Below are 18,060 nucleotides of genomic sequence, written 5' to 3' on the forward strand. Positions count from 1 at the left end.
CGTTCGACTCTCGTCTCATAAGGTAAATCCATGTCCGACCATATTCAAATCGAACGCCATGGCGCAGTCCAGATCATCCGGATGAACCGGCCGGAGAAGAAAAACGCACTTACACGGGCCATGTATACAGGTATGCGAGAGGCGATACTCAGCGGCGATGCCGACGCCTCGATTGGCGCACACGTGTTCTTTGGCGTGCCAGGAGCCTTTTCGTCCGGCAATGACCTGCAGGACTTCATGGCCTTTGCCACCACTGGCAATATGGGCAGCGAAGTCATTGATTTTCTGATTGCGCTGGTCAACGCGAAGAAGCCGCTTCTGGCAGGCGTGGACGGCCTTGCGATTGGGGTCGGCACCACGATTCATTTCCATTGCGATCTGACGTTCGCTACACCGCAATCATACTTCAAGACGCCGTTTGTCGATCTCGGACTGGTACCGGAAGCGGGATCCAGTTTGCTTGGACCGGTATTGATGGGCCACCAAAGGGCTTTTGCTTTCCTGGCCATGGGCGAAGGATTGCACGCGGTTGAAGCCAAAGAGGCGGGACTGGTCTACAAGCTGGTCGACACAGAGGAACTGGAAAGCACAGTCTTGAGTGTGGCGGCCGAGATTGCAGCAAAGCCACCGGAAGCCATGCAGATTTCACGCGATCTTCTGCGGATGCCGCGAGAAGATGTTGTCGAACGCATCAAGCTCGAGGCAAAATTTTTCGCCGAGCGTCTCCAGTCCGAGGAGGCGCGGGGCGCATTGATGGCCTTTCTCACGCGAAAGAAAGGCTAAGGATAGAGCCTTGTCTTGCCCCAGTCGCCTTCCGGCGTAAGACGGCTGAAGACCACCCGGTCATGCAAGCGAAACGGCCGGTCATGCCAGAACTCGATGGACGTTGGCCGAATGCGAAACCCCGACCAATAGTCAGGTCGCGGAATTTCACCGATAGCGTAACGAGCGGTGTATTCGGCGACGGCCTTTTCGAGCGCAAACCGGCTTTCGAGGGGGCGAGATTGTTTTGATGCCCAGGCGCCGATACGGCTTCCGCGAGGGCGCGTTGCATAGTAGGCATCGGCCTCTTCTCTGCTGACGATCTCGACGGGCCCGCGGATGCGCACTTGACGACGAAGCGATTTCCAGTGAAAGCACATTGCCGCTTTCATGGACCCCAAGATTTCCTGGCCCTTCTGACTATCGAAATTTGTATAGAAAACAAAGCCTTGGCTATCAAAGCCCTTGAGGAGTACCATGCGAACATCTGGCAATCCTTCATTGTCCACTGTTGCCAGCGCGACAGCATTGGGGTCATTGGGCTCGGTCTTGCCTGCCTCCGCCAGCCATTCATCGAAAAGCGCGAACGGCTCGGATTTCTCCGTGAAGTCATCTGTTGTTAACTTCATTTAATCCATAGTCCCATAGTCATTTCGGATTGACCTTGTTAAAGAGAGATATGTGTTTGGCGTTTCTACAATCTGATAGCAAGAAATTTGGTGCAAAAAAACAGCATTGGCATGGGCCTTATCCGGGCTTTGCCGTTGGTGTCGCCCTATGCTTGTTGTCGGGATGCGCCATGAAGGATTTCAGCATCGAGAAAGCGGCTCCGGATCAGGCAACAGTAACAGGGTCGGTCGCTCCTGCACAACCTGTCGACGCCAAGGGCTCGTCGGATCAAATGACTGTGCGCAACATCGTCTCGGCGCTGAATTTCACCCAGTGGGGCAACAAGCCGGTTCCTTGGTCGAATCCCGAGACGGGCAGCCAAGGTACAATAACGACCATTGCTGAAAAGAAAGACGACGCCGGTCTTTGCCGCGAGTTCCAGACTTCGCGCGAGTCATTTGACGGGGTCATGATTTACAAGGGCGAGACCTGCATGCAAAATGGCGGGCAGTGGACGTTGAAATCTTTCGCGCCTATGTAGCACATGAAGAATCTGGGCCATTTTTCAACTTTTTCGTCTCAAATCTCTGGAATTTCTTCCTATTCGTGAGCATATAGCAGCGGAATCCCAAGACATCTCGCTCCGTTGCGAAGAAAGGCAGACACATGCGCGATCCCTATAGCGTGTTGGGCGTCGCCAAGACGGCGAAGCCCGAGGAAATTAAATCGGCGTTTCGCAAACTCGCCAAGAAATATCATCCTGACCAGAATCAGGATGACCCAAAGGCGCAGGCAAATTTCTCCGAAATCAATCAGGCCTACGAAATCGTTGGTGACAAGGAGCGTCGCGGGCAGTTTGACCGGGGCGAGATTGACGCCGAAGGCAAGCAGCGCGCACCGCAGGGCTTTGAAGGTTACTCGAGTGCAGGCGGCGACCCGTTTGCGGGTTTTGGTGGCGGGCGCCGTCCGGGCAATTTCGAGTTCCGGAGCGGCGGGACATCTGGCCTAGGTGCCGAAGACATATTGAGCAGCCTGTTTGGCGAAACCGGCGGCATGGGCGGCTTTGGCGGGGCCACGCGTCGCGCGGGGCCACGCAAAGGTGCCGACCTACAGGCAACTATCGATATCAGCCTTGAGCAGGCAGCTGGCGCCGAAAAGGTTGAAGCAATATTTCCCAACGGCAAAAGGCTGGCTATCAAACTGCCCGCACAGGTGGAAAACGGTCAAACGATTCGCTTGAAAGGACAGGGAGAAGCTGTTCCTGGAGGCACCGCTGGTGATGCTTTAGTCACAGTGCGGTTCAAACCGCATCCGAAATTTCGGGTCGAGGGAAGGGATCTGCATGTCGAACTTCCGGTTTCGTTGAGCGACGCTGCCCTCGGTTCGCGGCAGGAAGTTGAAACCCTCAATGGCCGTGTAGCCGTCAAAGTCGCGCCGTGGACCAGTTCCGACAGGGTTTTACGGCTGAAGGGCAAGGGTTTGCCAAAGAAGCCAGATGGCCATGGCGATCTGTTCGCTCACGTCCGCATCATGTTGCCGGAACATGGGGATCCAGCTTTGGAAGCCTTTTTACGCGATTCCAGTCATTGAAAATCCAAAACCAGATTAGATACCGCGCTTGAAGCCCGGCGCGGGCTGTGCGATACCCCACATCAATCATAAGTCTCATGAAGGGTTGGTATATGACCGCCAAAACTGGTTTGATGCAGGGTAAACGCGGCCTTATAATGGGTGTCGCCAACAATCGGTCGATTGCCTGGGGCATTGCCAAGGCAGCGCACGACGCAGGTGCCGAACTTGCATTTACCTATCAGGGCGATGCTTTGAAAAAGCGCGTTGAGCCGCTCGCACAGGAGCTCGGCGCTTTTTTATGCGGGCATTGCGATGTTTCGGATGCGTCGACCATCGACGCCTGCTTTGCTGCGCTCGAGCAGCATTGGGGCAAGATCGACTTCCTGGTCCATGCCATCGGTTTCTCCGACAAGGACGAACTTACCGGTCGCTACGTCGACACGTCGGAAGCCAACTTCACAAAGACAATGCTGATTTCCGTCTTTTCGCTAACGGCGGTTGCCAAGCGGGCGGAGAAGCTGATGACGGATGGCGGCTCCATCCTGACGCTGACCTATTACGGTGCAGAAAAGGTCATGCCGAACTATAATGTCATGGGCGTTGCCAAGGCCGCGCTTGAGGCGAGCGTCAAATATCTGGCTGTCGATCTCGGACCCGACAATATTCGCGTCAACGCGATTTCCGCAGGCCCGATCAAAACCCTTGCTGCTTCCGGCATCGGTGATTTCCGCTACATCCTGAAGTGGAACGAGTACAACGCGCCACTGCGACGCACTGTGACGATCGAGGAAGTCGGTGATGCGGGTCTTTATTTCCTTTCCGACTTGTCGCGCTCCGTTACGGGCGAGATCCATCACGCCGATAGCGGTTATCATGTCGTTGGAATGAAAGCAGTCGACGCACCGGATATTTCTGTCGTCAAGGATTGAAGTTCAAGTGATTCTGCGTGGCTCGGTGATCTACTTTTCGCGTCATGGCGAGACGGATTGGAACGTCGCCGAACGAATCCAGGGTCAAGCAGACGTCGATATGAATGCGCGTGGCCGGGCCCAGGCCGATCGCAATGGTGATCTGCTGAAATCATTGATCGGCGATGGGGCGGGCTTCGAATTCGTTGCCAGCCCTTTGCGGCGCACGCGCGATACGATGGAGCGAATCCGTACCCGCATGGGTCTCGATCCCAAGAACTACCATACCGATCCACGCCTGATGGAAGTGAGTTTCGGAGATTGGCAGGGCTTCATGATTGAAGACATCGCAGCCAAAACGCCGGAGCTTGTAGAAGAACGGGGGCGGGACAAGTGGAATTTCGTCCCACCGGGGGACACCGCCGAGAGCTATGCGACATTGAGTGTTCGTGTTGCAAGTTGGTTAGCCGAGGTAAAGGGACCCACGGTTTGCGTAACCCATGGCGGTTGCCTGAGAACGATATTCCGTATGGTCGAGAAACTTGACGGCCACGATGCTGCCAATCTTCTTATCACACAGGATCAACTTCTGCGTCTGGAGGATGGTCACCTTACCTGGCTGTAGCTACTCGGTGGTCTCTTCGATGTCGGTGATGAAGCGTTCCTTGTTGACCACGTCGAACATCAACGTAACCTTCATACCCTGCTCGATAACGCTCAGGTCAAATTCGCCGGGCAATTTATAGACCTTGCCATCGTCGAGAGTAATGGTCGAATTGTCTTCATCGATCTTGGTGATTGTACCTTGCGCATCGTCCGCAAGAGCGCCGACCGGAAGCAGGGAGGCGATGAACATGAACGTTGCTACGATGAAGCGCATTTGAATTCCCCTATTATCAAATCTGTATGCCGGTCAATGACGCAAGTTAGAGCTTCCATTTGTGGCAAAACAATTGCTTTTTTCGTGTGGGATAAAGGAATTTCAACGGCGGGTTTGACCACAGGAGTAAACGCTCATAAAACCCCCTGACAAAACGTCGGATACGCTTATGTCGCACAATACTTTCGGTCATCTTTTTCGCGTCACCACATGGGGTGAAAGCCATGGAATTGCGCTTGGATGCGTGGTCGATGGCTGCCCTCCGGGTATTTCCTTTACGGAAGCGGAAATCCAGTCGTACCTCGATAAGCGCAGGCCCGGGCAGTCGAAATATACGACGCAACGTCGTGAGCCTGATCAGGTCCGCGTGCTTTCCGGCGTTATGCTGCAAGATGACGGCCTTACCATGATTTCGACGGGGACGCCGATCTCGATGATGATCGAGAACACCGATCAGCGCTCGAAGGATTACGGCGATATTGCTCGCCAGTATCGTCCGGGTCACGCCGATTACACCTATGATGTCAAATATGGGATACGCGACTATCGGGGTGGTGGGCGTTCTTCGGCGCGTGAAACCGCTGCGCGCGTTGCCGCCGGCGCCATAGCGCGCAAGGTTGTGCCCGGTCTCGTTGTGCGTGGAGCGCTGGTTGGGATGGGAATACACACCATAGACCGCGGCCGCTGGGATTGGGATGAGGTAAACAACAATCCATTCTTCACACCGGATGCGGGGTCGGTCGACATATTCGCGGACTATCTGGACGGCATTCGCAAGGCAGGGTCTTCCATTGGTGCTGTTGTTGAAGTCGTGGCGGAGAACGTTCCTGCAGGTCTCGGTGCTCCGGTCTACGGCAAGCTTGATCAGGATATCGCCAGCTACCTCATGTCGATCAATGCCGTGAAAGGCGTAGAGATTGGCGATGGTTTCGACACTGCCAGACTCACCGGTGAAGAAAACGCTGACGAAATGCGCATGGGTAACGACGGAAAGCCAATTTTCCTGTCCAACCATGCCGGTGGGATTCTGGGCGGCATTTCCAGCGGCGCACCGGTCGTCGCGCGCTTTGCCGTCAAGCCGACATCATCGATTTTGACGCCGCGCCGGAGTATTGATGCGGATGGCAATCAAGTCGATATCATGACCAAGGGCAGACATGACCCATGTGTCGGTATACGTGCCGTGCCGATCGGTGAAGCAATGGTGGCGTGCGCCATCGCAGATCATTATCTCAGACATCGCGGCCAAACCGGCCGTATCTAAGCAAGGGGACGCTCATATGGCCTACAATCAAAAACGGGTCGTCGATGCCCTACGCGCTTTCGAACGCGGTGAAATCGTGGTTGTCATGGACGATGACGGCCGCGAGAACGAAGGTGATCTGATCGTCGCCGCAGTTCACTGTACGCCCGAGAAGATGGCCTTCATCGTTCGCCACACTTCAGGCATTGTCTGCACGCCGATGACCCGCGAGCACGCCAAACGTTTGAATCTCGCGCCAATGGTGGCCGACAATGATGCGCCCCATTCGACGGCGTTTACTGTCACTGTCGACTACAAACATGGCACGACGACCGGTATCTCGGCTGAAGATCGCACGTTGACAGCCAGAAACCTTGCCAATCCGAACGCCGGTGCCATCGATTTCGTGCGTCCCGGCCATATTTTTCCGCTGGTTGCCCGCGAAGGGGGCGTACTGATGCGTTCCGGCCATACAGAGGCCGCTGTTGATCTTTGCAAGCTGGCGGGACTCCCGCCCGTCGGGGTTATTTGCGAGTTGGTGAACGACGACGGTTCGGTTATGCGCGGCCCCCAGGTCGCAAGCTTCGCCGAAACTCATAAGCTGCATCAGGTAACGGTCGCCGATCTCATTGCCTATCGCCAGCGCAAGGAAACCCTGATCGAGCGAATTGGCGAGTACGAGGTCGATACCTGCGCCGGACGTGCCAAGGCAATAACATACGCACTGCCTTGGGAGCCGATGCACCATGCCGCCATCGTTTATGGCGATATTCGCGATGGTGAGGATGTTCCTGTTCGCCTGCAGCGTGAGGATGTGCTGAGCGATGTATTCGGCGCCCGCAACACGCTTGACAGTATCATGAAGCGCATCGCTGAGGAAAAGCGCGGAGTTATTGTCTATCTGCGCGAAGGATCGGTCGGTGTTGGCCGGGATGATGACCGCAATCGGGCAGCGTTGCAGGAGCGCGAAGTCCATGCGGAAGCGCGCGTGCGCGAAGAGGAATGGCGTCAGATCGGGCTTGGTGCCCAGATTTTGAAGGATCTCGGCATCACATCGATCCGTCTATTGTCTTCGCGCGAACGGCACTATGTCGGGCTCGAAGGATTTGGTATCCAGATCACCAAGACCGATATTATTTGAAAACTGGCTCTCGCTTCTTGCGAAGTCCGCTTCAAAATAGCAAGGAATGGTCGTTGGATTTGCTATAATCTCGCTGGATAGGTTCATTCAGCGAGGAGACTGCCATGACCGCTCCCCATCCCTCCAAAACGCATATCGGCAATCACGAACTGCATCCTGAGACGCTGATGCTGAACTACGGCTACGATCCGGAACTATCCGAGGGGGCTGTCAAACCACCTGTGTTCTTGACCTCGACCTTCGTATTCAAGTCCGCTGAAGAAGGCCGGGATTTCTTCGATTTTGTCTCTGGTCGCAAGGAACCGCCAGCCGGTACGGCGGCTGGTCTGGTCTACTCACGTTTTAATCATCCCAATAGCGAAATCGTCGAGGACCGGTTGGCCGTCTATGAGCGCACGGAAAGCTGTGCGGTTTTTTCCTCGGGAATGTCGGCGATTGCCACGACCCTGTTTGCCTTCGTCCGTCCGGGCGACTCGATCCTGCACTCGCAGCCGCTCTATGGCGGCACCGAAACGCTGCTCGCCAAGACGTTCCTCAACATGGGCGTTGCAGCGGTCGGCTTCGCTGATGGCGTGAACGAAGCTTCGGTACAAGCTGCCGCTGACCAGGCTATGCAGAAGGGCCGTGTCTCCGTGATCCTGATCGAAACGCCTGCCAATCCAACCAACAGCCTGGTTGATGTGGCAATGATCCGCCGGATCGCCGAGGCGATTGGCGAAAGACAGGGCCATCGCCCGATAATCGCTTGCGACAACACATTGCTTGGCCCTGTATTCCAACGGCCAATCGAGCACGGCGCGGATATTTCGCTGTATTCACTGACAAAATATGTCGGCGGCCACTCCGATTTGATTGCCGGAGCGGCGCTCGGATCAAGAGCCGTGATGAAACAGGTTAAGGCGCTGCGTGGTGCAATCGGCACGCAACTCGATCCGCATTCCTGCTGGATGCTCGGCCGATCACTCGAAACTCTCAGTATTCGCATGGAAAAGGCCGACAATAACGCCTTGGCCATTGCCAATTTCCTTCGCGATCATCCGAAGGTCGAGAAAATACACTATCTGCCATATCACGACGCGTCTTCACCCCTCGGTAAAACGTTTGCCGCTCAGTGCACCGGAGCTGGCTCGACTTTCTCATTTGACATCGAGGGTGGACAGCCGGCGGCCTTCAAGTTCCTCAACGCATTGCAGATATTAAAACTGGCGGTCAGCCTTGGGGGTACGGAATCGCTCGCCAGCCATCCGGCAACGATGACTCATTCGGGCGTTCCCATCGACGTGCGCCAGCGCATTGGCGTGCTGGATTCAACAATAAGATTGTCGATCGGCATCGAACATCCGGATGACTTGATTGCCGATCTGACGCAGGCATTGAGCATAGCTTGACCAATCGGCTCGTACGGTAGAATTCGCTGACTTGTCTCTTGTACAACAGCGGGTAGCTGGTGCAATTTGTGCGTGACTGTCCGGTCATGCTCATGCCCTTTTGCTGTTGCAGAAAGCTTTCATGGTAACCCGTTTTTATTCGCACCCGATTTATCTGGAACATTTGACACCTCCGGGGCATCCTGAACGGCCGGATCGATTGCGCGCGCTCAATAAGGTGCTGGAGGACAGCACCTTCGATGCACTGGATCGCGTCCAGGCACCAATGGGCGACGAAACAACGATCCTTTATGCGCATCCCCAAACGTTTATTGAACGTGTCCGCGATACCATCCCTGAAGAAGGGCTGACGCGAGTCGATTCGGATACGACTGTAAGCCCCAAAAGCTGGGAAGCGGTGTTGACCGCAATCGGCGCAGCGAACGCCGCTGTGGATGACGTATTCACAGGCGTCGCGGACAATGTCTTCGTGGCTTCGCGTCCCCCCGGCCACCACGCAGAGCGGGACAAAGCCATGGGCTTTTGTCTGTTCAACAGCGCCGCGATCGCCGCCAGGCACGCCCAAAAAGCTCATGGCGTCGAACGCGTTGCGATCGTTGATTGGGACGTGCATCACGGCAATGGTACGCAGGACATTTTCTGGGATGATCCGTCGGTGCTTTACTGTTCGACGCATCAGATGCCGCTCTATCCCGGCACCGGAGCCAAGGACGAGACGGGTGCTGGCAATATCATCAATGCGCCTCTCAGCCCGCAGACCGGCAGCGACCATTTCAGAGAAGCATTTAACACGCGTATTCTCCCCGCTATCGATGAGTTTCGGCCGGAGCTGATTATTGTTTCTGCCGGCTTTGATGCCCATCACCGTGACCCGTTGGCTGAAATAAATCTGAACGAGGACGATTTTGACTGGGCGACCGGTGCCCTGATGGAAAGAGCTGGGAGCTATGCGTCAAACCGCCTTGTCAGCCTTCTGGAAGGCGGCTACGACCTCAAGGGTATGTCGCTCTCGGCGGGCGCGCATATAAGACGCTTGATGGGAGGATGAAGCATGGCCGATGTAGAGAACAATTCCGATATCGCTGCCATGAGCTTCGAGCAGGCGCTCGATCAGCTGGAAAAAATAGTCGATGATCTGGAACGTGGTGATGTGCCACTTGAACAGTCGATCCGGATCTATGAGCGGGGCGAAGCCCTCAAGAAGCATTGCGATACGCTCTTGAGCGCTGCTGAAGACAAGGTGCAGAAAATCCGCCTTGGCCGTAACGGTGAACCCGTCGGCACAGAGCCGCTCGATCCGGAGTGAAGCACAGCGATGCTGTTCAGCACCATGAAGAACCGCTATGCTAAGGCTCCGACCCCTTCGGAGTAGCGCGCATGAGTTTTTCCCCCTGCCCAGATCCCAAGATAGGTGACTTAGTCGCAATCGATGCAATCGAGACGCTAATTATCCCGCGCACCAGCGATATTGGCGGGCTCGAAGTTCGGCGTGCCCTACCGAGCGCCAAGCGCCGACTTGTCGGTCCCTTCATTTTCTTCGACCGGATGGGTCCGGCGATCCTTCGCCCGACGGACGCGCTTGATGTGCGGCCGCATCCGCACATCGGTCTTTCGACTGTGACCTATCTTTTCGACGGGAACATACGTCACCGCGACAGCCTAGGCACGGAGATGGTCATCAAACCTGGTGACGTCAATCTTATGACGGCTGGCCGCGGAATCGTTCATTCAGAACGTTCACCGGAGGAGTTGCGGACCGAGCCGTTGCCGATCTCGGGGCTGCAGACCTGGCTCGCGCTGCCAGATCATCTGGAGGAAATCAACCCGGCCTTTGCCAATACAGGTGTAGGTGAACTGCCGGTACTGCGCGAAGCGGGTATGAAAGCGCGTATCGTCATGGGCAAGTTCCATGGGGCTGGTTCTCCCGTCAAACAGCATGCGGAAACGCTTTACGTGGACATTCGGCTCGATCCGGGGAGCCATATCCAATTGCCAGCAAACATCGCCGAAGAGCGGGCCATCTATACGCTGGACGGCTCGGTAGAAGTGGCAGGAGAGAACTTCCCGGCGGACCGTCTATTGGTGTTCCGCGCCGGTGACGAGATTATTGTTCGTGCACCGCAAGGCGCGCACTTCATGCTGTTTGGAGGTGCTGCTCTGCCATCCAAGCGCTATATCTGGTGGAATTTCGTGTCTTCATCCCAGGAGCGGATCGAGCAGGCAATAGAAGAATGGCGCACGGGCCGTTTCGATATCGTTCCTGGCGACGAGGAAGAATTCATACCGCTGCCTGAAAACCGACCCATGGAGCGGTAAACTCCGCTTCTTGCTGGTCGGCTGGTTTTCCTTTAGGGAACGGCAAGAATTGAGCTTGGAATTGGAACCTGCGCTTTGGCCAAGAATTTTGAAACACCACTGCTTGATCGCGTTAAAGTTCCTTTGGATTTGCGCCAACTGCCGGAATCCGATCTGCCTCACCTGACGCAGGAACTGCGCACCGAACTGATTGATGCGGTTTCGACCACGGGCGGCCATCTCGGGGCCGGGCTTGGGGTCGTCGAACTAACCGTCGCACTCCATCATGTTTTCGATACGCCGCATGACCGGATCATCTGGGACGTCGGCCATCAGGCCTATCCGCACAAGATATTAACCGGCCGGCGCGACCGCATCCGCACCCTGCGGCAGGAAGGCGGGCTTTCCGGATTTACCAAGCGCAGCGAAAGCGAGTACGACCCCTTCGGCGCTGCCCATTCGTCCACGTCCATTTCCGCAGGCCTCGGAATGGCGGTTGCCAGCGATCTTTCGGGCACGAAGCGCAACGTGATCTCGGTGATAGGCGACGGAGCGATGTCGGCAGGCATGGCCTATGAGGCGATGAACAATGCTGGAGCTCTCGATGCGCGGCTGATCGTCATTCTCAATGACAATGACATGTCCATTGCACCGCCCACCGGGGCGATGAGCGCCTATCTTGCCCGTCTCGTTTCGGGGCGCGCTTACCGTTCATTTCGCGAAACCGCCAAGCAGCTTGCCAAGAAACTGCCGAAATTCCTGCAAGAAAAGGCGCGCCTCTCGGAAGAGTATGCGCGTGGCTTCTGGACCGGCGGAACGATGTTCGAAGAGCTTGGCTTCTACTATGTCGGGCCCATCGACGGGCACAATCTCGATCATCTGTTGCCCGTACTGAAGAACGTCCGCGATACGATGGATGGCCCGGTTCTGATCCATGTCGTTACCCAAAAGGGCAAGGGCTACGCTCCGGCCGAGGCAGCTGCGGACAAATATCACGGTGTTAATAAATTCGACGTTATCACCGGAGCCCAGGCGAAGCCGCCCGCCAACGCGCCAAGTTATACGAAGGTTTTTGCCACGAGCCTGATCGAGGAAGCGCGTCACGACGACAGGATCGTTGCCATAACCGCAGCGATGCCGGGCGGAACCGGTCTCGACCTTTTTGGGGAAGTTTTCCCGGAACGTACCTTCGATGTTGGTATTGCGGAGCAGCACGCCGTGACTTTCGCAGCAGGTCTCGCAAGCGAAGGCTTAAAGCCGTTTGCCGCGATCTATTCGACGTTTCTGCAACGTGGTTACGACCAGGTGGTGCATGATGTGTCACTGCAGAACTTGCCGGTACGTTTTCCCATAGATCGGGCGGGGCTGGTCGGTGCCGACGGCGCGACCCATGCCGGCTCATTCGATACGGGTTTCCTGGCTGCGTTGCCGGGCTTCGTTGTCATGGCCGCATCTGATGAGGCCGAGTTACGTCATATGGTGCGCACGGCTGTCGAGTATGATGAAGGGCCGATCTCGTTTCGCTATCCTCGCGGTGACGGTGTCGGTATCGATTTGCCCGAGCGTGGACAGGTTCTACAGATCGGCAAAGGCCGAGTTGTCCGTGAAGGGTCGAAGATCGCATTGCTCTCGTTTGGCACCCGCCTGCAAGAATGTTTGGCTGCCGCAGATGAGTTGGATGCGGCGGGACTTTCTACGACCGTTGCCGACGCACGGTTTGCCAAGCCGCTGGACGAGGAATTGATTCGCCGTCTGGCGCGGGAGCACGAGGTGTTCGTTACGGTGGAGGAGGGGGCCATTGGAGGTTTTGCGTCGCACGTTCTGCATTTCTTGAGCCGCGACGGGTTGCTGGATAACGGCCTTCGTGTCCGCACGTTGACATTGCCAGACCTCTATCTCGATCACGCTAAACCGGAAACGCTCTACGTGCGTGCAGGGCTTGACAGTGCCGGCATCGTGCGAACGGTCTTTGGCGCACTTGGCCGCGAGCACATTATTTCGCCAGCTCGCGCGTAACGTTGATGCGGCTCGATCAGCTTCTGGTTGATAAGGGGCTTTTTGCAAGCAGGTCACGGGCACGCGACGCCATCATACGCGGCACGGTGCAAGTCAACGGTTTTGTCATCACCAAGCCGGGCACCACGGTTTCCATCGACGCAGCAGTCCTTGCCGATGATCCCGCCAGTAGCTATGTCTCGCGCGCAGCGTTGAAACTTGTTGCCGGTCTTGATCATTTTGCCATCGATGTGAAAGATTGCACTGCTCTCGACATCGGTGCGTGCACCGGTGGTTTCACGCAGGTTTTGCTCGAGCGCGGTGCAGATACCGTGATCGCTATCGATGTTGGTCATGGCCAACTGCATGAGAGTCTCAAGGCTGACGCACGTGTCATCAATCTTGAAATGCTCAATGCCCGGGAATTGGTCCGCGAGCATCTTGGTGGTCACAGGATCAATCTCGTCGTTTCTGACGTCAGTTTTATATCGTTGAAACTTGCGCTACCACCGGCCTTGGATCTGGCAGAGCCTGGTAGCCACTGCGTTCTTCTCGTCAAGCCGCAATTCGAGGCCGGGCGCGAAGCTATCGGGAAAGGCGGCATTTTGCGCGATCCGAAGGATGGTGAACGCGTCGCAAATGATCTAAGGAACTGGTTGGATGGATTGCCGGGCTGGAAAGCCCTTGGGTACTGCCCTTCGCCCATAGAGGGCGGTGATGGCAATCGCGAGTTTCTGCTGACCGGCCTGAAAGCCACGATTGAGAAGTAAAATCATATGAGTACGCGCGTAACGATCGAACGGATGGGCGCCGGCGGTGACGGCATTGCCGCCACTTCGGCGGGAAGCGCCTATGTGCCGTTTTCGTTGCCCGGCGAGGTTGCCAATGTGGCGCTGGAAAATGGCCGTGCCACGCTTGTGGCGCTGTTGGAACCATCGCCCGAGCGCATTGCGCCCGCCTGCCGCCACTTTGAGGAGTGCGGAGGCTGCACCTTGCAGCATTGGCAGGACAGCGCTTATCGCGATTGGAAAAGATCGCTCGTCCACGATACGCTTGCGGGCCGGGGGTTCGCGTTCACGCTCGATCCGCTTGTGCCGTGTGCCCCGCAGACCCGGCGCCGTGCAGTTTTTGCCGTCCGCACGAGTGAGAGGGGTGCCGTACTCGGTTTCAACAAGCATCTCAGTCACGAACTGGTGGATATTGCGGAATGTCCAGTAACAGTGCCGGAAATCGTTTCGCGTCTTGACGATCTGCGCGAACTCGTAGCTGTTCTTGGTGGCGGTATGAAACCCTTCAAGTTGACAGTCACGTCCACGGCTTCAGGCCTGGATATTGTGGCATCAGGGTGTGGCGCACTCGACGCCGCCAAACGTCAGGCGCTGACAGCGCTGGTTATCAAAAAGGATTTTGCCCGACTGAGCTTTGAAGGCGAAATCATCGTCGAGCCACGAAAGCCCATTGTTCAGTTTGGTAAAGTTCCAGTTTTTCTACCCGCTGGCGGCTTTCTCCAAGCGACCTTGGAAGCCGAGGTCGCCATGTCTGCATTGGTTACTGGGCATCTGGCCAAGGCAAAGAAGACGATCGACCTCTTTAGTGGGGCGGGCACCTTCACATTCAGGATGGCAGAAAAATCAGCAGTCCATGCTGTTGAGGGCGAGCAGTCCGCCGTTGATGCGATAGACCGTAGCATCCGGCATGTTCAGGGTCTCAAGCCGGTCACGGTGGAGCGCCGTGATTTGTTCCGGCGACCTTTTCTGGCGCGGGAACTGAAGCCGTATGCGGGTCTCGTTTTTGATCCGCCGCGTGCGGGCGCGGAAGCACAGGCAATTGAGATCGCGAAATCCACCGTGTCGAAAGTTGCGGCGATCTCGTGCAATCCCGTCACCCTCGGCCGCGACCTGAGCATCCTCGTCAAGGGTGGCTATAAAATCGACCGCGTGGTGCCAATCGATCAGTTTCTCTGGTCATCGCACGTCGAAGTGGTGGCTTTGCTCAGCAAAAAATAGGGATCTAGTTAGACCGCCGTTCCGCCTACAGTCATCTGATCCATACGCAGATGTGGTTGGCCGACACCCACTGGCACCCATTGACCGCCCTTACCGCAATTGCCAATGCCCGTATCAAGCTGCAGGTCATTGCCGATCATTGAAATGCGTTGCATCGCGTCGGGCCCATTGCCGATCAGCATGGCGCCCTTGACGGGCGCACCGATCTTGCCATTCTCGATCATGTAGGCCTCGGTACAGCCGAACACGAATTTGCCGGAGGTGATGTCCACCTGGCCACCACCGAAGGAAACGGCATAGATTCCGTTCTTGACCGAGGCGATGATTTCTTCCGGCGTCTTGTCGCCGCCAAGCATATATGTGTTGGTCATGCGCGGCATCGGTGCATGAGCGTAGGATTCGCGCCGTCCGTTGCCGGTTGGCTCCATTCCCATCAGGCGAGCGTTTTGCCGATCCTGCATGTAGCCGACAAGAATGCCGTCATCGATCAACACAGTCTTGTTGGTTGGCATGCCCTCGTCGTCGACAGTCAGTGAGCCCCGACGTTCGGAGATGGTGCCGTCATCGACAACGGTAACCCCTTTCGAGGCTACCTTCTGGCCGAGCAAACCGGCAAAGGCAGACGTTTTCTTCCGGTTGAAATCACCCTCAAGACCGTGGCCTACAGCTTCGTGAAGCATCACGCCCGGCCAACCGCTGGAAAGCACGATGTCAAACGTACCAGCGGGCGCAGGGATTGCTTCGAGATTTACCAGTGCCTGGCGTAGTGCTTCATCGGCAGCATATTGCCATTTATCCGCGACGATGAATTCGCCGAAGCCCTTGCGGCCTCCTGCGCCATAAGTTCCGCTTTCCTGCCGGTCGCCATCTCCGACAACAACGGACACGTTAAGTCGAACCATGGGGCGAACATCGCGCACAAAATGTCCATCGGCGCGCAGAATTTCTACCTGCTGCCATGAAGCCGCAAGCGAGACCGAAACCTGCCGCACCTTCGGGTCCTTTGCCCGAAGATAGCCATCAATCTCCTGGAGCAGTTTCACCTTCGCCTCGAAACTCGGAGAGCCAAGCGGATTTTCGTCGCTGTAGAGGCTCCGGTTCGTTCCGGGCGGCGCTGCGGTATAAGTTCCGGCGTAGCCAGTCCTTACCGCCGAAGCTGCATCCGAGGCACGCTTCAATGCGCCTAGCGACAACTCGCCCGCATGCGCATAACCGACTGAATCACCGGCCACGGCGCGCAGGCCAAAACCCTGGTCCTGGTTGAATGAACCGTTTTTCAGCCGGCCATTGTCAAAGGCGAGACCCTCTGATTCTCTGTATTCGATGAAGAGTTCGCCATCATCCGCTCCGTCGAGGCTCTGCTTTACGATTTCGAGGATTTTGTCGCGCGGCGCATCAAAACTGTCGATGAGACTTTTCATGAGAATGGGTCCGGTTCAAATGGTGTGAACGGGATGTAGGCCTTCACAGCCCTTTCGACAACCGCAAACTCCCTCGAAACTTATGGAAGTGCGTCAAAACCCTCGCCAAACCCATTAAGTTCGACCGGAATGCCGATACCTTCTTCCGGTGTCTGGAAGACGATGAATGTCGCAGCCTTGCCGGTCTTTAGCGTCTGGACAAGCTGATCTTCCAGAATGACCTCGGCATAGCAACCATCCTCGAAGCAACGAACGAAGTAAGCGCGGCCGATATCCTTACCATCCACATTGAGGCCAAGGCCGTTGGGCAGGAGTACACCAAGGGGGGCAAGGACGCGCAAGATCTTCGCTTTGTTGTCCGCAGTTTTCAGAACGACGACGGAGAGGCCCATTTCCGGGCGATCCGCCGCGACGACGTTCTGGATAAGCGCGCATTGCTCCGATTTGGCACCCGCCGGCGTATCGCATAGAATCGACCATGCGCCATGGGTGGACTTGACTGTGCCGCTTTGCTGCGCAGCCATTGCGGCGCCCGCAACGACAGTCATTGACAGGGCAAGCAGACCGGCAGCGATGCTACGTAGCGCGAAAAAGAACATGTAGGCTCCAAAACGAATCATCCAGACGTTAAACCGCTCCGCCCCGGATGAAAAGAATGCCGCTCAAACGCTCCCCAGCATAGCGCGGCTTATGAGATGTGGTGTAGCCGAAAAATGGCCGGATTGTGAGCCCAATGGCCCTGTGTGCTGCAAAACAGCTGCAAGAACGAAAAAACTGCTGCTTCGAGTGGTCTGGGGCTTGCGGCTGGAAAGCCGCGCGCAAAAATGCCGCATGAGATCACGTTCGCCTTCCTTGCGATGTAAGCTAATGTGTGGTTTGAACGCGCCATACATCGGGCCATCACGCTGCCCAGTCTTATTCTATGGAATCAATGCTTCATTCGGGAGATTTCTAGGTGAAGAAGAATATTGTCACGCTGATGGGTATCCTGAGTGGCCTGTTGAGTGCCGGCACTGCTTATGCAGCCCAGCCCGAGCCTTGGCAGATGACTTTCCAACCGGCAGCTTCTGCCATTATGGAACAGATCGAGTGGTTTGAACGCTATACATTGTGGTTTATCGTTCCCATTACGCTCTTCGTGATGGCGCTGCTGGCCTGGGTAATGTATCGCTATCGCGCCAGCGCCAATCCGGTCCCGTCAAAGACCAGCCATAATACAGCTGTTGAGATCGTCTGGACCGTGGGCCCTGTCGTCATTCTTCTCTTCCTGGCAATTCCTTCCTTCCAATTGCTGACGGCGCAGTATTCGCCCGAAGAACCGAAGCTGACGATCAAGGCCACCGGCTATCAATGGTATTGGGGTTACGAATATCAGGCCGGCGAAGCCCCTGTTTCGTTCGACTCCGTCATGTTGAAAGAGACTGACCGCGCCGCTGCCGGGAAGGAAGACAAGCAGGCCTACCCGCGCCTGCTGGCGGTCGACAATGAAATGGTCGTCCCTGTTAATACGACCGTACGTTTGCTCGTCACTGGTGCTGACGTCATCCACTCGTTCTCCATGCCTGCCTTTGGCGTGAAGATGGATGCCGTTGCTGGCCGCAGCAACGAGACATGGTTCAAGGCTGACAAGGAAGGCATGTATTACGGTCAGTGCTCGCAGATTTGCGGCAAGGATCATGCCTTCATGCCGATTGCGATCCATGTCGTTTCACAGGATCAGTACAATGCGTGGTTTACTGCCGCCGGGAAAGATCTTCCGGGTGCCTACAAGACGCTGACCGCAGCAATTGACGCAGACAAGAATGTAAGCGTGGCTGGCAACTAAGCCGGCTTTACGCGA

19 protein-coding genes are annotated in these 18,060 nt (G+C 56.2%); 15 read left to right on the top strand and 4 right to left on the bottom strand.

Annotated features, from left to right (window positions below):
* Positions 1 to 30: 30 nt before the first annotated feature.
* Positions 31 to 783 (top strand): crotonase/enoyl-CoA hydratase family protein, encoded by a 753-nt coding sequence (locus LB462_RS00005; RefSeq protein ID WP_224505401.1) that lies wholly within the window; start codon positions 31 to 33, stop codon positions 781 to 783.
* Here LB462_RS00005 and pdxH read toward each other — a convergent pair.
* On the bottom strand, positions 780 to 1,391 hold the full coding sequence (pdxH, locus tag LB462_RS00010) for a pyridoxamine 5'-phosphate oxidase (RefSeq protein ID WP_224505402.1): 612 nt from the start codon (positions 1,389 to 1,391) through the stop codon (positions 780 to 782). The two genes, LB462_RS00005 and pdxH, sit on opposite strands and share 4 nt — an antisense overlap.
* A 170-nt stretch (positions 1,392 to 1,561) precedes the next feature.
* On the opposite strand from pdxH, the gene LB462_RS00015 reads away from it, so the two are divergent.
* The 4 genes from LB462_RS00015 to LB462_RS00030 all read left to right on the top strand — a co-directional run bounded on the left by LB462_RS00015 (position 1,562) and on the right by LB462_RS00030 (position 4,476).
* Complete coding sequence (locus tag LB462_RS00015; RefSeq protein ID WP_224505403.1) at positions 1,562 to 1,912, top strand: RT0821/Lpp0805 family surface protein; 351 nt, start codon at positions 1,562 to 1,564, stop codon at positions 1,910 to 1,912.
* Between the two features lie 125 nt (positions 1,913 to 2,037).
* Positions 2,038 to 2,961 carry a DnaJ C-terminal domain-containing protein gene (locus LB462_RS00020; protein ID WP_224505404.1) on the top strand — a complete coding sequence of 308 codons (924 nt, stop codon included), beginning with the start codon at positions 2,038 to 2,040 and terminating at the stop codon, positions 2,959 to 2,961.
* A gap of 92 nt (positions 2,962 to 3,053) precedes the next feature.
* Positions 3,054 to 3,872: an enoyl-ACP reductase FabI gene (gene fabI / locus LB462_RS00025; protein WP_114432770.1), complete on the top strand. Its 819-nt coding sequence runs from the start codon at positions 3,054 to 3,056 to the stop codon at positions 3,870 to 3,872.
* 13 nt (positions 3,873 to 3,885) lie between these two features.
* On the top strand, positions 3,886 to 4,476 hold the full coding sequence (locus tag LB462_RS00030; RefSeq protein WP_224506003.1) for a histidine phosphatase family protein: 591 nt from the start codon (positions 3,886 to 3,888) through the stop codon (positions 4,474 to 4,476).
* On the opposite strand, the gene LB462_RS00035 is transcribed toward LB462_RS00030, so the two are convergent.
* Complete coding sequence (locus tag LB462_RS00035) at positions 4,477 to 4,731, bottom strand: DUF1344 domain-containing protein (RefSeq protein WP_112527297.1); 255 nt, start codon at positions 4,729 to 4,731, stop codon at positions 4,477 to 4,479.
* 169 nt (positions 4,732 to 4,900) lie between these two features.
* Between LB462_RS00035 and aroC the strand changes: the two genes are divergently transcribed.
* The 9 genes from aroC (at position 4,901) to LB462_RS00080 (ending at position 14,799) form a co-directional block, all read left to right on the top strand.
* A complete protein-coding gene (gene aroC, locus LB462_RS00040; RefSeq protein WP_224505405.1) occupies positions 4,901 to 5,995 on the top strand; it encodes a chorismate synthase in 1,095 nt (364 codons plus the stop codon).
* A 16-nt stretch (positions 5,996 to 6,011) separates the two neighbouring features.
* A complete protein-coding gene (gene ribB, locus LB462_RS00045; protein ID WP_224505406.1) occupies positions 6,012 to 7,115 on the top strand; it encodes a 3,4-dihydroxy-2-butanone-4-phosphate synthase in 1,104 nt (367 codons plus the stop codon).
* 104 nt (positions 7,116 to 7,219) lie between these two features.
* Positions 7,220 to 8,503, top strand: coding sequence for a cystathionine gamma-synthase family protein (locus LB462_RS00050; protein WP_224505407.1), 1,284 nt, complete (start codon positions 7,220 to 7,222; stop codon positions 8,501 to 8,503).
* Between the two features lie 121 nt (positions 8,504 to 8,624).
* On the top strand, positions 8,625 to 9,551 hold the full coding sequence (locus tag LB462_RS00055; RefSeq protein ID WP_224505408.1) for a histone deacetylase family protein: 927 nt from the start codon (positions 8,625 to 8,627) through the stop codon (positions 9,549 to 9,551).
* 3 nt (positions 9,552 to 9,554) lie between these two features.
* Positions 9,555 to 9,809 carry an exodeoxyribonuclease VII small subunit gene (locus LB462_RS00060; protein ID WP_112527307.1) on the top strand — a complete coding sequence of 85 codons (255 nt, stop codon included), beginning with the start codon at positions 9,555 to 9,557 and terminating at the stop codon, positions 9,807 to 9,809.
* Between the two features lie 71 nt (positions 9,810 to 9,880).
* Positions 9,881 to 10,819: a pirin family protein gene (locus LB462_RS00065; protein WP_224505409.1), complete on the top strand. Its 939-nt coding sequence runs from the start codon at positions 9,881 to 9,883 to the stop codon at positions 10,817 to 10,819.
* A gap of 75 nt (positions 10,820 to 10,894) precedes the next feature.
* Positions 10,895 to 12,814: a 1-deoxy-D-xylulose-5-phosphate synthase gene (gene dxs / locus LB462_RS00070; RefSeq protein ID WP_224505410.1), complete on the top strand. Its 1,920-nt coding sequence runs from the start codon at positions 10,895 to 10,897 to the stop codon at positions 12,812 to 12,814.
* 5 nt (positions 12,815 to 12,819) lie between these two features.
* Positions 12,820 to 13,563 carry a TlyA family RNA methyltransferase gene (locus tag LB462_RS00075; RefSeq protein ID WP_224505411.1) on the top strand — a complete coding sequence of 248 codons (744 nt, stop codon included), beginning with the start codon at positions 12,820 to 12,822 and terminating at the stop codon, positions 13,561 to 13,563.
* Positions 13,564 to 13,569: 6 nt separating this feature from the next.
* The gene (locus LB462_RS00080) at positions 13,570 to 14,799 is read left to right on the top strand and encodes a class I SAM-dependent RNA methyltransferase (RefSeq protein WP_224505412.1); all 1,230 of its coding nucleotides are present in this window, start codon (positions 13,570 to 13,572) and stop codon (positions 14,797 to 14,799) included.
* An 8-nt stretch (positions 14,800 to 14,807) separates the two neighbouring features.
* Here the strand turns inward: LB462_RS00080 and tldD are convergent, their stop codons facing one another.
* The gene (gene tldD / locus LB462_RS00085) at positions 14,808 to 16,220 is read right to left on the bottom strand and encodes a metalloprotease TldD (RefSeq protein WP_224505413.1); all 1,413 of its coding nucleotides are present in this window, start codon (positions 16,218 to 16,220) and stop codon (positions 14,808 to 14,810) included.
* A gap of 80 nt (positions 16,221 to 16,300) precedes the next feature.
* Positions 16,301 to 16,768, bottom strand: coding sequence for an invasion associated locus B family protein (locus tag LB462_RS00090; RefSeq protein ID WP_224506004.1), 468 nt, complete (start codon positions 16,766 to 16,768; stop codon positions 16,301 to 16,303).
* Between the two features lie 431 nt (positions 16,769 to 17,199).
* Between LB462_RS00090 and coxB the strand changes: the two genes are divergently transcribed.
* The gene (coxB, locus tag LB462_RS00095; protein ID WP_370637046.1) at positions 17,200 to 18,045 is read left to right on the top strand and encodes a cytochrome c oxidase subunit II; all 846 of its coding nucleotides are present in this window, start codon (positions 17,200 to 17,202) and stop codon (positions 18,043 to 18,045) included.
* Positions 18,046 to 18,060: the final 15 nt, after the last annotated feature.

Source organism: Phyllobacterium chamaecytisi (assembly GCF_020164455.1).
Classification (GTDB): Bacteria; Pseudomonadota; Alphaproteobacteria; order Rhizobiales; family Rhizobiaceae; genus Phyllobacterium; species Phyllobacterium chamaecytisi.